Below are 16853 nucleotides of genomic sequence, written 5' to 3' on the forward strand. Positions count from 1 at the left end.
ACCGGCCCCCGCCAAACCGGCCAAAGTGTCATCCGCACCCAAGGCCAAGACCGCCGCGTCCAAGGCTAAGACAGCCGGACCGAAGGCCACAACCGCAGCACCCAAGGCGAAAGCCAAGGCATCCGCGCCCAAGGCCAAAGCCGCGAGCGCGAGCGCGAAGGCGGAGCAGAAGCCAGAGCCAACCGCCAAAGCCGCACCGGCGGAGAACACCAAAGCGGCCCGCACCCCTCGTGCGCCCTCCGAGCCGCCAAAGATGCCCGAGGGTCCCGCGAAACCCTGATCTGCGCGTCGCGGAACGGTGCGGCTTGACAGCCGGACACCGGCGCGCCAACGCTCGGCCCCATGTTGGACCTGCGCCCTATCGGATATGTGATCGGCCTTTTGGTCGCCGTTTTGGGCGCCACGATGTTGTTGCCGATGTTGGTCGATCTGGCGGAAGGGCGCGGCCATTGGCCCGCCTTTGCCGAAAGCGCGGTGATCACCATTCTGATCGGCGGGCTTTTGGCGCTGTCATGCGCCAACTCCGTCGATCAAGGGCTGACGATCCAGCAGACATTCCTGCTGACCACCAGTGTCTGGCTTGCGCTGCCGATCTTTGGCGCGCTGCCATTCATCCTGGGCGAGACGGATCTGCGCTTTGTCGATGCGTTTTTCGAGGCGATGTCAGGCCTGACCACGACCGGCTCTACTGTTCTGAGCGAGCTGGAAGAGCTGCCCAGCGGGATGCTGTTGTGGCGGGGCCTGCTGCAATGGCTGGGCGGCGTCGGTATCATTGTGGTGGCAATGGTGTTCCTGCCGGAACTGCGCGTCGGCGGCATGCAGATCTTTAAGTCCGAAGGCTTTGATACCTTTGGAAAAATCCTGCCGCGCGCCGGTGAGATCGCGCAGCGGATCTCGGTCATTTATCTGGCGCTGACGATGATCTGCGCGCTGGCCTATCTGGGGTCGGGGATGAGTGCGTTCGATGCCACCGTCCATGCCATGACCACGATCGCCACGGGCGGATTTGCCAATTACGATGCCAGTTTCGCGACATTCGGGGCCGCGACGCAGTATTTCGCGGTGGCCTTCATGCTGTTGGCCGCCCTGCCGTTCGTGCGCTTTGTCCAACTCACCGCCGGTACGGCACAACCGCTGTTGCACGATCCCCAGATCAGGGCATTTTTCCTCACGGCGTTTGTGCTGGTCGCGGGCCTCACGCTCTGGCAGCTCAGAGCGCTTGAGGTCAGCACCGAAGAGGCGTTTCGCAGCACGCTTTTCAACACCGTGTCGCTGTTGACCGGTACGGGTTACGCCAGTGCGGACTATATGCTGTGGGGCAGTTTCGCGGTCGCGGTGCTGTTTTTCACCGGGCTTATCGGAGGCTGCGCGGGATCGACGGCCTGTTCGATCAAGATCTTCCGCTATCAACTGCTTTTTGCGTCGATCCGCGCGCAGGTGGCCCGCATCCGCTCGCCCAACGGCGTGTTTGTTCCGCGCTATGACGGGCGGCCCGTGGGCGATGATGTGCTCAATTCGGTGATGTCGTTCTTCATGTTCTTCGTGGTCTCGCTGGGCGTTCTGTCGGTGGGGCTGGCGATGACGGGCCTGGATTTTGTCACGTCGCTGTCGGGGGCTGCGGCGGCGCTTGCCAATATCGGGCCGGGTCTGGGCGATCAGATCGGCCCGACGGGGAATTTCGCGGCCCTGAACGACACTGCCAAATGGATGCTGTCGATTGCCATGCTGCTGGGGCGGCTCGAACTTCTGGCGGTTTATGCCATTTTCACTGTTCACTTCTGGAGGGCCTAGACCATGACACGACCGTTGGGCGCACAGATTTCCCATATGCTCAAGGCGCGGGGCGTCGACGTGATCTTTGGCATTCCGGGCGTGCATAACCAAGAGATGTATCGCGGCATCGAAGAGGCCGGGATCACCCATGTTCTGGCCCGGCACGAACAGGGGGCGGGGTTCATGGCAGATGGCTATGCCCGGGCCTCGGGGCGTGCGGGGGTTGCGTATGTGATTACCGGACCGGGTCTGACCAACGTGCTGACGCCGCTGGGGCAGGCCTATTCCGATTCGGTGCCGGTTCTGGCGATATCCTCCTGTCTGGACGATGTGGCCGCGCGGCGCGGACAATTGCATCAGATGCTGGATCAGCGCGCCGCGGCCGATACCGTTTGCGACTGGTCGTGCGAGGCGCGTTCGCCCGATGCCGCCTATGCGTTGATCGATCGCGCGTTCACCGAGTTTGCCTGCGACCGCCCCCGGCCCAAGCACCTCCAGGTGCCGATCCTTCTGTTGGAAGGGCAGGCAGAGAACCCGCCGCCTGCGCCCGCCCGGGCCGTGCGACCGCGCGCGCCCGATGCTGAACTGGAGGCCGCGATCCGCGCGGTCTTGAGCGCTCAAAAACCGCTCTTCATCTTTGGCGGAGGCGCGCGGGGCGCCGCCGATGCGATTGGACCGCTGCTGGAGATGACCGGTGCGGCGGCATTCGTCACCTATGCGGGCCGGGGCCTGGTTGCGGCCGATGCTCCGCTTTACTTCGGCTCCTCTCTCGCGCGACCGGACAGCGACACGGTGCTGGCCGAGGCCGATCTGGTGATCGTGGCGGGCAGCGAGCTGGGAGAGGTCGATCTTTGGCGCGACAGGCCCGACATCCGGGGCCGGATGATCCGCATCGATCTGGACCCGGAGGTATTGGCGCAGGCGCGGGCAGGGGATCTGGCGGTGCGCGCAGATGCGGCTGCCTTTCTGACGGCGATGCGCATCGCGATCCCGGCCCGGACCGAGGACCGCGCGCCCTGCTGGGATGAAGCCAGGGTTGCCGCCGCCCGGCAGCGCTGGCGTGCCGAGGTCGATGCCGAGGGTCCGGGTATCGTCCCGGTCTGTGCCGCCCTTCAGGCCGCGCTGCCCCAGAACATGATGGTCTATTCCGACATGACCACCTTTGCCTATGCCGCCAAAGAGGTATGGGATATGCCACGTCCCGGGCACTGGCACCATCCCACGGGCTTTGGCACGCTGGGTTACGCGCTTCCTGCGGCGATTGGCGGGGCGGTGGCGCGGCCTGGCCTGCCCACCTTGTGCATCGCGGGCGATTACGGATTTCAATACACCTTGCCAGAGCTGGGTGTGGCGGTCGAACTGGGCCTGCCGCTGCCGATCCTGCTGTGGGACAACGGCAAGCTGGGGGCCATCGAAGACAGCATGACCCGTGCCCAGATCGCGCCCAACGCAGTGATCGCGCGCAACCCCGATTTCCTGGCGCTGGCCAAGGCATATGGGGCCGCGACGGCGGCGCCGAGGGATCTGGAGGCCCTCAGCCGCGCCGTCCTCGATGCGTTCGCCGCCAAGGGTCCCACCGTGATCCACCTGCGCACCGATATCGCGCTTTAGGCACCTGTGGTGCGCGGCGTCAGTCCCAGCAGCTGACCAATACGGTCATACCCGAAGCGACCCGCGACAGCTCGGTCGGGGTGATCGCGGCACCGTTGACCGCACGCTGCGGGCTGAGCCCGGCATCGGCCAGCACGTTGCCGATGGCGGTTGCGTTGGCGGCAAAACTGACATCGCCCGGCAATTGCGGGCCGCGGGTCGCGCGGGGCAAAAGCATGCCCAGCACCGTGCCGCCGGTATCCAGAACCGGCCCGCCCGCATCACCGGGCAGCGCCGCGAGGGCCAGCCGTTTCAACTCGGTCTCGCCCCTGAGGCCCTTGAGGTCCGACAGCGTGCCGAACGTCAAGGAGGGCGCGCCCAGCACCCCCTCATAGGAATAGCCCGCAACTGCCACATCCGACTGCAAGCGCGGCTGCGTGGCCACGAAACGGGCCACCGACATCGGCGCAAGAGGCGCGCCAGGGCGCAGAACGGCCACGCCCAATGCCCGGTCTTCGGTCACCAGTTCGGCCTCCACATCCGCCTCCAGCGTGATCCGCGTACAGCTCTCCACGACCTCAGAGGTCGTCACAACCGTCCCGCTGGCGTCGATGAAAAACCCCGAGCGTGACACCCGAGGCTTGCGGATCTCCAGGCCCGAGATCAGGTCGATATCCTGAACCGCTTCGCTGCCCGTCGCGGGGTCGAGAACGCCTTCGACACGGGCAAAGCTGGCCTTCATTTCCGCCAGGACCCGTTCACGCCGGGGCTCGTCTCCGCTGGGCCAGATCAGGGTAAACCCCTTGATTTGCCCATCTCTGAGCGCGGCCTCGGTATAGGAGACAATCGCGCTGTTGCGCCCTTCGAGGGTGAAACTGTCGCTGCCGCGTCTCCGCGGGCCCTCAAGCGGTACGATCTTGAGGGTTTGCATGATCTCATAAAGGCCGAACAGGGTTGTCTGATCGCCAGGCTGGCTGATCAGCAGCACCCTTGCACCGAGATCTCCGGCCGTTCCGTAATGCGCAAAGGGGGGCTCATAGGTTTCAAATGTGACCTCTCCCATCGGCAGAAGCATTTCGATGCCCGCCTCGTCGTCCCGCACCATCGCCATGCCGACACTGGTGAGCGGCGCATTGTAATCGGCCAAAAGCTCCGCGCGTTGTGCGGTGGTCAGGATCCCAGTTTCGGGATAGCCCCTGTCGACCTGCCAGGCGGCCATCGAGCCGCGCGTGCCCCGGCCAAAGGCGCCGTCAATGGCGGCATTGTAGTAGCCTGCCCATTGCAGCGCGATCTGCAAGGCGCGGCGTTCGTCGCGCGTCAGTTGCGCCTCGCTCCGCCGGGCGTCCGCCGGGCTCTCGTCAGTGGGCTGTGGTGCGGGCGCCTGAACAACGGGCTGCTGCGGGGTCTCTTGTGTGACCTGCGGTGTCTGGACCTGACCCAGGGTGTTGGCGCCCACTGGCCAGAATTGCTGCCCCAACCTCGAAGTCAGCTGGATATAGCTGTCATTGGGGATCAGCCGATCCGCGCGATAGATCTGCAACACCCGTTCGGCATCGGCGCGCAGATAGGGGCCCAGAACAACGGCATACCAGCCGCCGCCCAATGCAAAGCCGTTGACATCCGGCATCGCCCCGGCATAGCGGCGGGCGGCATCCTGGGCCGCGCTCAGGCTGGGTTGCGCCTCGATCTGGACCCAGACCACGTCCTGCTGGGCCAGCGCGGGGCGCGCCAGCATGAGAAATGTGAGGATAAATGCTGTAAAATAGGCCTTCATAAAATCCATCGAACCCTTTGTGATCCCTGTTTTTTGCACAGTCTAAACAAGATGCGGCGGGCTTGGCCATGGCTTTGCGCATAGAGGCCTGCCAGAGTTCGTCTTTTGGGCCGCGCTCGACCTGTCGCTGCCCGTTGACCCCGGCGGAACAGGGGGATAACGAGAACGCGCCCCCATGCAGCCCGAGAGCCCAGCAATCATGACGGATATCGCGACAGCCCCCCGCTCGTTCCAGGAGATCATTCTGAGGCTGCAAACCTATTGGGCTGCCAAAGGATGCGCGATCCTGCAACCCTATGACATGGAGGTGGGGGCCGGCACGTTCCACCCCGCAACCACGCTGCGGTCACTGGGCTCCAGGCCCTGGGCCGCGGCCTATGTCCAGCCGTCGCGCCGCCCGACCGATGGGCGCTATGGCGAGAACCCCAACCGTCTGCAACACTACTATCAATACCAAGTGCTGATCAAACCCAGCCCGCCCGATCTGCAAGAGCTCTATCTGGGCTCACTGGAGGCGATCGGCATCGACATGGGCCTGCACGATATCCGCTTTGTGGAGGATGACTGGGAAAGCCCGACACTGGGTGCCTGGGGGTTGGGCTGGGAGGTTTGGTGCGACGGCATGGAAGTGTCGCAATTCACGTATTTTCAGCAGGTTGGCGGCCATGATTGCCATCCGATCTCGGGCGAGCTGACCTATGGGCTTGAGCGTTTGGCGATGTATGTTCTGGGCGTCGATCATGTGATGGACATGCCCTTTAACGATCCGCAAACGCCGATCCCGCTCAGCTATGGCGATATCTTTCGCCAGACCGAAGAAGAATATGCCCGCTACAATTTCGACTCCGCCAACACGGATGTGCTGCTGCGCCAGTTCCAGGAGGCCGAGGCCGAATGTGCCGCTCTGTTGGCGCAGGAGGATATCGACCCCAAGACCGGCAGGCGCATCATCATGGCCCATCCCGCCTATGACCAATGCATCAAAGCCAGCCATATCTTTAACCTGCTGGACGCGCGCGGGGTGATTTCTGTCACCGAACGCCAGGCCTATATCGGGCGGGTCCGGGCGCTGGCCAAGCAATGCGCCGATGCGTTCGTGCGCACCAAAGCGGGTGGGCACGCGGCATGAGCGGCAAACTCCTCAGTCTCGCGATCCTGGTGTCGGCGATTCTGGCTGGTGGCGGGCTCTATTACCTCCAGATCTATGGCTTTTACGAAGACGTGCCCGAAAGCGCGCGTCCCGACATCGTATTGATTGCCCAGGCGACCGACCAGCCGGAGCCGATTGATTATGCGGCGTTCCAGGCGGTCGATGCCGACAGCTCTCCGATCCGGTTTCGGGCCTGTTTCACCACCTCTGCCGATCTTGAGACGCTGAGCGCCACCTATGTCAGCGCCGGTGACGTCATTCCGCGCAACGCGCCGGGCTGGTTTGAGTGTTTCGATGCCGCGGCCATCGCGCAGGCGCTGCGCGACGGGACAGCGCGCGCCTATCTGGGCGAAAAGAACATCCGATACGGTGTGGACCGGATCGTGGCGGTGACCCGTGACGGGCGCGGCTTTGTCTGGCACGAGTTGAACGATTGCGGGACAAAGGCCTATGACGGCACGGTCACGGGTGAGGAATGCCCGCCATTTCCCGGAACAAATTGAGAAAGTCTGAGTAATGCCCCAGCTTCTGATCGAGCTCTTCTCCGAAGAGATCCCGGCGCGGATGCAGGTTCGTGCGGCCGCCGACCTCAAGACGCGCGTGACCAACGGGCTGGTCGAGGCAGGGCTGACCTATGCGGGCGCCGAAAGCTTTTGTACGCCTCGACGGCTTGTGCTGGTGGTCGATGGGGTTCTGGACGCTTCGCCAACCCTGCGGGAAGAGCGCAAAGGCCCCAAAGTCGGCGCGCCCGACAAAGCGGTTGAAGGGTTCTTGCGGGGTGCAGGCCTCACCCGCGCGGACCTTGAAGAACGCGAGACACCCAAGGGGGCGGTCTTTTTCGCCATGATCGAAAAGCCGGGACGTCCTGCGGCCGAGATTGTGGCCGAGGTGCTGACAGATGTGATCCGCCAGTTTCCCTGGCCCAAGTCCATGCGGTGGGGCACCGGTGCGCTGCGCTGGGTGCGCCCGTTGCAGTCAATTCTCTGTATTCTCAGCGACGATGCGGGACCGTCCCCGGTTCCGCTGGAGATTGATGGGATGGTCGCGGGCGACACCACCGAGGGGCACCGATTCATGGCGCCGGGACGGTTTTCCGTCTCCAATTTCGAGGATTACACGGCAAAGCTCAAGCGCGCCTTCGTGCTGTTGAGTGCCCAGGAGCGGGCACAGCACATCTGGGCGGATGCAACCAACATGGCGTTTTCCGCAGGGCTGGAGATGGTCGAGGACAAGGGCCTTTTGGCCGAGGTTGCGGGGCTTGTCGAGTGGCCTGTGGTGTTGATGGGCGAGATCGGCGCGGAGTTCCTGGAATTGCCGCCCGAGGTCTTGCAGACCTCGATGCGCGAGCATCAGAAGTTCTTTTCCGTGCGGAACCCCAAATCGGGCCGGATCGAGAAATTCGTGACCGTCGCGAACCGCGAAACCGCCGATCATGGGGCCACCATTCTGGCGGGGAACCAAAAGGTGCTGTCCGCGCGGCTGGCGGATGCCAAATTCTTCTGGGAAAACGATCTGCGCACGATCAAGACCGTCGGTCTGGAAGGCATGGCCGGACCGCTGTCAGAGGTGACGTTCCACAACAAGCTCGGATCTCAGAAGGCGCGGGTCACGCGGATCGAAGCCCTGGCGCGCCATCTGGCGCCGATGGTTGGGGCCAAACCGGATCTCGCGGCGGAGGCGGCGCGGGTCTGCAAGGCCGATCTTGCATCGGAAATGGTCTATGAATTCCCGGAATTACAAGGAGTTATGGGCCGTTATTACGCTGTCGCGGCCGGCCATGATGATGGCGTGCCCGAGGCATGTGAGGCGCATTATTCGCCCCTTGGCCCCTCGGACGATGTGCCCACGGCGCCGGTATCGGTGGCGGTCGCGCTGGCCGACAAGATCGACATCCTGACCGGGTTCTGGGCGATTGACGAAAAGCCCACCGGGTCAAAGGATCCTTTTGCCCTGCGCCGTGCGGCGCTGGGTGTGATCCGGCTGGTGCTGGAGAATGATTTGCGGCTGGATTTGGCTTCCGCCGTTAGGAAAGCCGACATTTTGGTTGCTGAGAATGCAGATGGCATCGTTGGACCGTCTGCGAGCGGGTATATTCATGACCTTCTTTCCTTCATCCACGACCGGCTCAAAGTTTATCTGCGCGACCAGGGCATCCGTCATGACGTCATCGACGCCAGCCTGGCGATGCCTGGCAATGACGACCTGACCCTGCTTGTCACCCGTGCGCGTGCGCTGTCTGAAACGCTTGCCACGGATGACGGCGAGAACCTGATCCAGGGGTTCAAACGGGCCAACAACCTGCTTACGCAGGCCGAAGAGGCCGATGGCGTTGAGTATTCCTTTGGCCCCGATCCCAAATTCGCCGACACGCAGAGTGAACGCTCGCTGTTTGCAGCGCTGGACCGCGCCGAGGCTGTGATTGCGCCAGCGATGGAGGCGGAGGATTTCGCTCAGGCCATGGCAGCGATGGCCGACCTGCGTGGCCCGATCGATGCGTTCTTTGAGGATGTGAAGGTCAATGACGAGAACCAGACCCTGCGCCGGAACCGCCTGAACATGCTGCACCGCATCCGTGGACTCTGCCTTGAGGTTGCCGATCTGACCAAGATCGAGGGCTGAGCCCCGTGACACCGCGCACACTTGCGTGGACCGGACATCCTCCTATGCTGCGCATCACTTTTCCATGCCGCAGTGCAGAGACAGTGCAGAAAGCCGCGCCCTTGCAAACCCACCCCCATACGACACTCATTACAGCGGATGCGCCCGTGGCCACCTTCACCCATGGAGGGCGTGCGAAATGCCTGCAACGGCTGGTGCGGCTGGATCTGCCGGTCCCGACCACTGTGGCGCTGTCGTTTTCGGCGGTGCATGAGATTGCCAACGGCCATCTGCCGGACATCGCCAGTATCGTCGCTTGTTTCGCCGAAGATGCGCTGATGTGCGTTCGCCCATCCTCCGAGGATCCCGATTGGGGCGGGCCGGGGGCGATATTGAATGTCGGGATGAACGATGCACGTCTGGCGGAACTGAGCGCGACCATGGGCGCCGAGGCTGCGACCGCGCTCTATCTGCGGTTTGTGCAGGCTTACGCGTTACATGTCGCGCGGCTCGATCCAGATATTTTCGAGGATATTCAGTCCGATTGTCCGGGCGCGCTCGGCACCGCGCTTGAGCTTTATGAAAGCGAGGCCGAGGAGCCCTTTCCCCAAAGCATGGCTGAGCAGTTGGCCGGTGTGCTGCGATCCATGGCGCGCGCCTGGGAGGGGACGACCGCGCGGCTTTTGCGGCAGGCCAAAGGCGCGCCGCCCGACGCGGGGCTGGGCCTTGTGGTGCAGCAGATGATCCCGGGCCTGGGCAAGGGCGAATGCGGATCGGGCGTGTTGCAACTGGTCGATCCGATGACGGGCCTGCCGCAGATCACCGGCCGGTACCTCAGCCAGAGCCAGGGCCGCGACGCTCTCGGCGCTGGGGTCGAGGCGCTTTATCTGGAGGAAGATCCGCGCGGCCCGTCCTTGGCCGAGCTTGCGCCAGAGGCCTTTGCCCGGCTTAAATTCATTGCCGCGCTGATGCGGGCGAAGCTGCGCGAAGAGATGCAGGTCGAGTTCGTGGTTCAGGGCGGCGATGTGCATATCCTGGACGGTGTGCGTGTGCCAAGATCTGCGCGGGCGACCGTGCGCATAGCGGTCGGATTGGCGCAGGATGGGATCATCCCGGCCCAGGAGGCCGTGATGCGGGTCGAACCCAACATGCTCAACGAACTTCTGCACCGTCAGATTGCCCCCGATGCGGTGCGCGATGTTCTGGGGACAGGTATCGCCGCAAGTCCGGGAGCGGCGACCGGTCGGCTGGTCTTTTCATCGGCTCAGGCGCAGGCGAGTGCCGCGCGGGGCGAGGCTTGCGTGCTGGTGCGCCGGGAAACCTCTCCCGAGGATATCCGGGGCATGCATGCCGCTGCGGCGGTGCTGACCGAGCGCGGCGGCATGACCAGTCATGCCGCCGTGATCGGGCGGGGGCTGGGCCTTCCTTGTGTTGTTGGCGCGTCGGGCATGCGGTTCCGCACCGGCAAGCAACAGATCATCGCGGAGGATGGCCGCGTGCTGAACGCGGGCGATCTGGTCACTGTAGATGGCAGTTCGGGCCAGGTTCTGGCGGGCGAGCCCGCGATGCTTGAGGCGACATTGGATGACGCATTCCAGACGCTCATGACCTGGGCGGATGCGGCCCGCGACATCGGCATCCGCGCCAATGCCGACACGCCCGCGGATGCGCAGACGGCGCGCAACTTCAACGCGCAGGGCATTGGCCTGTGCCGGACCGAGCACATGTTTTTCGAGCCTGGCCGTCTGACCGTGATGCGCGAGATGATCTTTGCCGAAACCTCCCGCGGGCGGGCTGCGGTACTGGAACGGCTCTTGCCGATGCAGCGCGACGATTTTGTCCAGCTTTTCCGTATCATGGAGGGACAGCCGGTCTGCATTCGGCTTTTCGATCCGCCCCTGCATGAGTTCCTGCCGACTTCGCGCAGCGGGCAACGCGAGCTGGCCGAGGCACTGAACCTGCCGGTTTCGCACGTGACCCGGCGGGTGGAGCAGATGAGGGAATACAACCCCATGCTGGGGCTGCGCGGCGTGCGGCTGGGCGTGACCGTGCCCGAGATCTATGACATGCAGGCGCGGGCGATTTTCGAGGCGACGCTCGAGGCCAGCCACGAAAGCGATCCGGTGGTGCCCGAAATCATGATCCCGCTCGTCTCTGCCAAGCGCGAAGTCGAACTGGTCAAGGCCCGGGTGGATGCGGTCGCAGCCGAGGTGCGCACCGAACGGGGGCGCGATTTCAACTATCGCCTGGGTGTGATGGTCGAGACGCCGCGCGCCGCTCTGCGTGCCCATGAGATCGCCCAGCATGTGTCGTTTCTCAGCTTTGGAACCAACGATCTGACGCAGATGACCTATGGGTTGAGCCGCGACGATGCCGGTCGGTTCATGTCGGCCTATGTCCAGCAGGGCGTCTTTGCCGAGGATCCGTTCCGAACCTTGGATATCGACGGCGTGGGTGAGCTGCTGCGTCTGGGTGTCGAACGCGGCCGACAGGCGCGCCCGGACGTGATCCTGTCGATCTGCGGGGAGCATGGCGGCAATCCCGAATCAATCGCCTTTTGCCGCGAGGCCGGCTTCGACTATGTGTCCTGCTCTCCGTTCCGGGTGCCGGTGGCGCGACTGACCGCCGCGCAGCTTGCCATTGGCCACAAGATGGGCGCGGACTGACCCGCTTGCCCCTCTATATAGTGTATCTGCCTTGGTCGCTCAGGACCCTGATCGGCGGAAAGCCGCGGCGAACTGCCCCGGAAAGCGTCAAAAACTAGACCTTTTAACCTGTTTCCGTTAGGAGCACCTGATGCGTGGCCCTGGGGGAAGGGTTGCGCGTCGGATTTTAAGGTGACCATCTCATGCTGAGACTTCTTTGCTGCCTGATTGTGGCCGGTTTGGCCATAACCGCCCCTGCCGATGCATCAGAAGAGGCGCTGCGCGAAGTGATCGAGCGCGAACGCGCGTCGTTGTCGATGATCCCGCGCGCCCGGCTCAAGGCGCTGATTTCCGAACCCGAGAGCCACACGCCGGCCTTCAGCTATTCGCGCGACTGGGTCGATGCGCAGCCCGGCGCACAGGGTGACGCCGAATGGCGCTGCCTGGCCGAGGCGCTGTATTTCGAGGCCCGCGGTGAGACCGTCAAGGGCCAGTTTGCGGTGGCGGAAGTGATCCTCAACCGGGTGAAAAGCGCGCGCTTTCCGTCGTCGATCTGCGGCGTGATCAATCAGGGAACGGGCCGCCGTTACCAGTGCCAATTCACCTATACCTGCGATGGCTATAAGGACGTGATCGGTGAACCGCGCGCCTTTGCCCGTGTGGGCAAGGTGGCCCGCGCGATCATCGATGGCGCCAACAACGACCTCACAAACGGCGCCACGCATTATCACACAACCGCCGTCAACCCGAATTGGAGCCGGATCTATACGCGGACGGCCCGGATTGGTGTGCATCTCTTTTACCGGCATAACTTCCGCACGGCGTCGAACTGATCGTACCCGGCCACGCTTGGCCTGCCCCAAAGGGGCGGTCGCTTGCGTCGCATAAATGCAGCAGGTTGGGCTGATCTCCCAAAGGCGCCGCATTCAACCGATGGCGTGGCGGTCCCGGGCCTGACGGGAAGGCCCACTCACCTAGTATACGTGATACAAAACGATTGTGAGGCCACCCCGATGAGTTCTGAAATCCGCCTTGCCTTTGCGCACCCCTCCGAACGGTCCGAGGCGACCTCGGCCCTTGGGCCGCTCGACCGGATTTCGCTGCGCGATCATATCGTCGAGGTCGAGATCGGCGCGTTTCAGGCCGAACGGGGCACCACGCAGCGGATCTGCTTTAACGTGGTGGTCGAGGTTGAGCCGATTGCCGCGCCGCTTGACGATGATGTCGACCGGATCCTCTCCTATGACCGGGTCACGGAGGCGATTGCGCATGAGCTTTCGGAAGAACGGCTCAACCTGCTTGAGACGCTCGCCGCGCGCATCGCCGAGCGCATCCTGCTGGAGCCGCAAGCGGTGCGGGCCTTCGTGCGGATCGAGAAGCTCGACCGGGGTCCGGGTGCGCTGGGCGTTGAGATCGTGCGCAGCCGTGCGCAGATCGAGACCGCCGAACGGGAAGACCAGAAACCGCACCCACGGCTGGTCTACCTGTCCAACGACGCAATGGCCTCGGCCCATCTGTCCGGCTGGATCGATCAGCTGGAAGAACGCGCGCGGCCGCTGATCTTGTGTGTCGGGGCGCCGGATCGACCCGCCCCCCGGACCGGTCATGGCATGACCCAGCGCCGGGTCGATCTGTTGGCAATCGAACAGAATGCCTGGATGCTGGCCGCGCGGGATCCGCGCTGCGTGGTAGTCTCGACCCGAACTGAACTGGATTGGGCCATGAAGAACGGGCAAATCAGCGTCTGGGCCCCGTCCAAGATCGTGCTGGACGCGGTTGATGGACCGTCCGCCCATCCGCGCGACGCGGTCGCACTGGCCGCGTGGTTCGCGGCCACCTTCGAGGCCGGGGAAATGATGGTGATCGGCGCGGCTCTGCCGGAAGCGGCGTCGCTGCCGCTGCGGGCCGTGCCGGTGGATCAGGCACAGCTGTGAGTGTCTATCGCCCCCTTGTTCAATCGGACCCGACACGCCCTGCCGGTGCTGTGTTGCTGGCCGGGGGCCCGCTGTGGTTCACCCATGCCGAACGGCTGACGCGCGGCTCCAGGCCCGAACTGGTCACGGCGGCCGAGATCCCGCCCGAGCCGCTTGCCCGGCTCAGCGCATCGCGGGCGCCGATTGCGGGTGTGACCTTTGATGCCCCCCGGCTGATGGGTATCCTGAACGTCACGCCGGACAGCTTTTCCGATGGCGGGCTGCATCATGAACCCACAGATGCCCTGATTGCCGCGCGCGAGATGATGGAGCGCGGCGCAGACATTCTGGATATCGGCGGCGAATCCACCCGCCCCGGAGCCCTGGAGGTTCCTGTCAATCAGGAGATCCAGCGTGTCCTGCCCGTGATTGGGGCGATTGGCGCTGAACTGAGCATTCCGCTCTCCATCGACACGCGCAAGGCGGCCGTGGCCGAGATCGCGTTGGCGGGTGGTGCTGCGTTGGTGAACGATGTGGCGGGCTTTACCTTTGATCCCGATCTCGCGCCGCTCTGTGCGAGGCTTGGAGCGCCTGTCTGCGTGATGCACGCGCTGGGCGATCCGACCACAATGCAGCACGATCCGCGCTATGATGATGTCGTGCTGGACGTATATGATTTCCTGCAAGCGCGCATCGACGCATTGGTCGAGGCCGGTGTCGCCCGGGATCAGATCATTGTCGATCCGGGCATCGGGTTCGGCAAGACGATCGCACATAACCTGACGCTGCTGCATAATGTGTCTGTCTTTCATGGGCTTGGCTGTCCCGTTTTGCTGGGTGTGTCGCGCAAACGTTTCATTGGCGTGATCGGACATGCGCCGATTGCCGCCGAAAGGGCGCCGGGGTCCATCGCGGTGGGGCTTGCGGCATTGGCCCAAGGCGTGCAAATCCTAAGGGTGCATGACGTGGCCGCAACGGCGCAGGCGCTTCGCCTGTGGCGTGCGGTGCGGGACAACAAAGAAAAATAGGCACCATGCGAAAGCTTTTTGGGACAGATGGCGTGCGCGGCACCGCCAATCATCATCCAATGACCGCCGACATGGCGCTCAAGATCGGGGCGGCCGTGGGCCGGTTCTTTCGTCGGGAGGCGGGGGGCGTGCACCGGGTCGTTATCGGCAAGGATACCCGCCTGTCCGGCTATATGTTCGAGAGTGCGCTGACCGCGGGTCTGACGTCGACGGGGATGAACGTGCTGTTGCTGGGGCCGGTGCCGACGCCTGCGGTGGGTCTGATGACCCGGTCGATGCGCGCCGATTTGGGCGTGATGATCTCGGCCAGCCATAACCCGGCCGAGGATAATGGCATCAAGTTCTTTGGCCCGGATGGCTTTAAGCTGAGCGATGAGGCCGAGACCGAGATCGAGGCGTTGATCGACGCCGGTGTCGAGGCCGCCAGACCCGGCAATATCGGGCGCGCCAAGCGGATCGACGACGCGCGGTTTCGCTATGGCGAGCGGCTCAAGGCGTCATTGCCGCGTGAATTTCGGCTCGACGGGCTCAAGGTGGTGATTGACTGCGCCAACGGGGCCGCGCACCGGGCCGCGCCGGAAATCCTGTGGGAGCTGGGCGCGGACGTGATCCCGGTTGGGGTCAGCCCCAATGGCACGAATATCAACCAGGGCTGCGGGTCGACCCAGCCCCGAGTTGCCGCCGAAACGGTCGTTTCCCATGGCGCGCATGTGGGCATTTGCCTGGATGGCGATGCCGACCGGGTGATCCTGATCGACCAGACGGGCGCGATTGCCGATGGCGATCAGATCATGGCGCTTCTGGCCACGCGCTGGGCGGCGGAGGATCGTCTGTCGGGCGGCGCGCTGGTGGCAACGGTGATGTCGAACCTGGGGCTGGAACGACACTTGCAGGCCCATGGCCTGCGGCTGGAACGCACGGGCGTGGGCGACCGCTATGTGGTGGAGCGGATGCGCGCGGGAGGCTTTAATCTGGGCGGTGAGCAATCCGGTCATATCGTGATGAGCGATTTTGCCACCACGGGTGACGGGCTGATGGCGGGTCTGCATTTTCTGGCCGAGATGATCCGGTCGGGTGAAGCGGCCTCGACACTCACCCAGCAGTTCACGCCGGTGCCGCAGCTTCTCAAGAATGTTCGTTTCGTTGCGGGTCAGACACCGTTGGAGCGTGCGGGCGTGAAATCGGCCATCGCGGCGGCGGAGGATCAGCTAGAGGGGCAGGGGCGCCTGTTGATCCGCAAATCCGGCACCGAGCCTCTGATCCGCGTGATGGCGGAATGTGAGGACCCGGCCCTGCTGGAGCGGACCGTCGACAGTGTCGTTGACGCCGTGGCCGACGCGGTCTCGGCCTGAGGGGCGCAGCGCGTCACGCACGCCGGAACAATCGCGTCAGCGCCCCGTACTGGCTGAGCGCGACACCGCCCAGGATCAGAGCCATGGCCCAGAGGAGCGACGGCGGCAGCGGTTCGGCCAGGAGCCAGGCACCCAGAAGAACCGACCACAGCGGGACCTGGTAATTGGTCAGCGACATAAACACCGGACCCGCCGTGCGCACCACCATCACCCGCAGGAAATTGGCGCCCGCCGTGGGCACGAGGCCCAGAAAGGCGAGGATCCACAAGGTGCGGGCGTCGGGCAGGGGCGGTGGACCCTCGATAACAAACGCGATGGGAACCACAATCGTTGTCCCGACGACCATCAGAACCGTGGCCAGCCCAATGGGGTCCACGGCCGGCAATCGGCGCATCAGGATCGAGCTGACGGCATAGCAGCTTGCAGCGGCAAAACAGGCAATCCGCCCCGGCAGTTCCAGCGACGTGCCGGTGCTTTCAAACGCCTGCGCGCCGATCAGCACAACGACCCCCACAAATCCAATCGCAAACCCGGTAGAACGGCGCAGGGTCATCCGTTCGCCCGGCACAAACACATGCGCCAGCGGCAGAATGATCAACGCGACTGCCGCCATGCTGACCCCGGCAAAGCCTGCCGTCACATATTGCTGCCCCCAGGCCAGCAACATGAACGGTATGGCCGAGCTGAGCGCGCCCACCAGCAAAAGCGCGCTCCACTGGCTGGGCTGGGGGCGCTCCAGAAACAGCTTCCATCCCAACGCGCTCCAGATAAGCAGGGTCATCGCCGCGCCGAAGCTGATCCGGGCGGCTGCCAGCCAGAAGGGGGTGATGCCGTCCAGCGCAAGTTCCGTGACCAGGAACGTCCCGCCCCAGGTCAGGCCGAGAATGCCGACCATGGCCCAGCTTTTCCATGTGATGTCCGGCGCTTGGATCATTCGGCGTTCCTTGGGGGTGCAGACAGGGGTGCCCGCCTGCACCATCGGGTCTTCCCTGAGCTTGTGGTACACGCATCCCGGGACCGCAAGACCTTC

The 16853-nt window shown here is 64.1% G+C and carries 13 protein-coding genes; 10 read left to right on the top strand and 3 right to left on the bottom strand.

From position 1 onward, the window contains the following. Positions 1-225, bottom strand: a 225-nt coding sequence (locus tag HEP69_RS07330; RefSeq protein ID WP_290557905.1) for a hypothetical protein, incomplete at its 3' end; no start/stop codon positions are given. A gap of 117 nt (positions 226-342) precedes the next feature. On the opposite strand from HEP69_RS07330, the gene HEP69_RS07335 reads away from it, so the two are divergent. Next, a complete protein-coding gene (locus HEP69_RS07335) occupies positions 343-1791 on the top strand; it encodes a TrkH family potassium uptake protein (RefSeq protein ID WP_290557906.1) in 1449 nt (482 codons plus the stop codon). Positions 1792-1794: 3 nt separating this feature from the next. Then, entirely contained in the window at positions 1795-3384 is a 1590-nt protein-coding gene (locus HEP69_RS07340) for a 5-guanidino-2-oxopentanoate decarboxylase (protein ID WP_290557907.1), read from the top strand. A 19-nt stretch (positions 3385-3403) separates the two neighbouring features. Here the strand turns inward: HEP69_RS07340 and HEP69_RS07345 are convergent, their stop codons facing one another. Next, positions 3404-5137, bottom strand: coding sequence for a trypsin-like peptidase domain-containing protein (locus tag HEP69_RS07345; RefSeq protein WP_290557942.1), 1734 nt, complete (start codon positions 5135-5137; stop codon positions 3404-3406). A 199-nt stretch (positions 5138-5336) separates the two neighbouring features. Here HEP69_RS07345 and HEP69_RS07350 point away from each other — a divergent pair, with 199 nt between their 5' ends. From HEP69_RS07350 to glmM, 8 genes are all read left to right on the top strand, one after another. Further along, the gene (locus HEP69_RS07350; protein ID WP_290557908.1) at positions 5337-6266 is read left to right on the top strand and encodes a glycine--tRNA ligase subunit alpha; all 930 of its coding nucleotides are present in this window, start codon (positions 5337-5339) and stop codon (positions 6264-6266) included. Continuing rightward, positions 6263-6790: a DUF6446 family protein gene (locus HEP69_RS07355; protein ID WP_290557909.1), complete on the top strand. Its 528-nt coding sequence runs from the start codon at positions 6263-6265 to the stop codon at positions 6788-6790. Before HEP69_RS07350 ends, HEP69_RS07355 begins: the two co-directional genes overlap by 4 nt. A 13-nt stretch (positions 6791-6803) precedes the next feature. Continuing rightward, a complete protein-coding gene (gene glyS, locus HEP69_RS07360) occupies positions 6804-8906 on the top strand; it encodes a glycine--tRNA ligase subunit beta (RefSeq protein WP_290557910.1) in 2103 nt (700 codons plus the stop codon). A gap of 44 nt (positions 8907-8950) precedes the next feature. Beyond that, positions 8951-11551 carry a putative PEP-binding protein gene (locus HEP69_RS07365; RefSeq protein WP_290557911.1) on the top strand — a complete coding sequence of 867 codons (2601 nt, stop codon included), beginning with the start codon at positions 8951-8953 and terminating at the stop codon, positions 11549-11551. Positions 11552-11733: 182 nt separating this feature from the next. Continuing rightward, a complete protein-coding gene (locus HEP69_RS07370; RefSeq protein ID WP_290557912.1) occupies positions 11734-12363 on the top strand; it encodes a cell wall hydrolase in 630 nt (209 codons plus the stop codon). Positions 12364-12543: 180 nt separating this feature from the next. Continuing rightward, a complete protein-coding gene (locus HEP69_RS07375) occupies positions 12544-13464 on the top strand; it encodes a dihydroneopterin aldolase (protein ID WP_290557913.1) in 921 nt (306 codons plus the stop codon). After that, positions 13461-14471 carry a dihydropteroate synthase gene (gene folP, locus HEP69_RS07380; RefSeq protein WP_290557914.1) on the top strand — a complete coding sequence of 337 codons (1011 nt, stop codon included), beginning with the start codon at positions 13461-13463 and terminating at the stop codon, positions 14469-14471. The genes HEP69_RS07375 and folP overlap by 4 nt, the downstream gene beginning before the upstream one ends. A gap of 5 nt (positions 14472-14476) precedes the next feature. Next, positions 14477-15823: a phosphoglucosamine mutase gene (glmM, locus tag HEP69_RS07385; protein ID WP_290557915.1), complete on the top strand. Its 1347-nt coding sequence runs from the start codon at positions 14477-14479 to the stop codon at positions 15821-15823. 13 nt (positions 15824-15836) lie between these two features. Here glmM and HEP69_RS07390 read toward each other — a convergent pair whose 3' ends face one another. After that, entirely contained in the window at positions 15837-16757 is a 921-nt protein-coding gene (locus HEP69_RS07390; protein WP_290557916.1) for a DMT family transporter, read from the bottom strand. Positions 16758-16853: the final 96 nt, after the last annotated feature.

The organism is Aestuariivita sp., assembly GCF_021404545.1.
In the GTDB taxonomy this organism is placed as follows: domain Bacteria; phylum Pseudomonadota; class Alphaproteobacteria; order Rhodobacterales; family Rhodobacteraceae; genus Aestuariivita.

Excerpts from the sequence above, each read along its gene's own strand:
- HEP69_RS07335 (WP_290557906.1), top strand. The coding sequence starts at position 343 with ATGTTGGACCTGCGCCCTATCGGATATGTGATCGGCCTTTTGGTCGCC.
- HEP69_RS07340 (WP_290557907.1), top strand. The coding sequence starts at position 1,795 with ATGACACGACCGTTGGGCGCACAGATTTCCCATATGCTCAAGGCGCGG.
- HEP69_RS07345 (WP_290557942.1), bottom strand. The coding sequence starts at position 5,137 with ATGAAGGCCTATTTTACAGCATTTATCCTCACATTTCTCATGCTGGCG.
- HEP69_RS07350 (WP_290557908.1), top strand. The coding sequence starts at position 5,337 with ATGACGGATATCGCGACAGCCCCCCGCTCGTTCCAGGAGATCATTCTG.
- HEP69_RS07355 (WP_290557909.1), top strand. The coding sequence starts at position 6,263 with ATGAGCGGCAAACTCCTCAGTCTCGCGATCCTGGTGTCGGCGATTCTG.
- glyS (WP_290557910.1), top strand. The coding sequence starts at position 6,804 with ATGCCCCAGCTTCTGATCGAGCTCTTCTCCGAAGAGATCCCGGCGCGG.
- HEP69_RS07365 (WP_290557911.1), top strand. The coding sequence starts at position 8,951 with ATGCTGCGCATCACTTTTCCATGCCGCAGTGCAGAGACAGTGCAGAAA.
- HEP69_RS07370 (WP_290557912.1), top strand. The coding sequence starts at position 11,734 with ATGCTGAGACTTCTTTGCTGCCTGATTGTGGCCGGTTTGGCCATAACC.
- HEP69_RS07375 (WP_290557913.1), top strand. The coding sequence starts at position 12,544 with ATGAGTTCTGAAATCCGCCTTGCCTTTGCGCACCCCTCCGAACGGTCC.
- glmM (WP_290557915.1), top strand. The coding sequence starts at position 14,477 with ATGCGAAAGCTTTTTGGGACAGATGGCGTGCGCGGCACCGCCAATCAT.
- HEP69_RS07390 (WP_290557916.1), bottom strand. The coding sequence starts at position 16,757 with ATGATCCAAGCGCCGGACATCACATGGAAAAGCTGGGCCATGGTCGGC.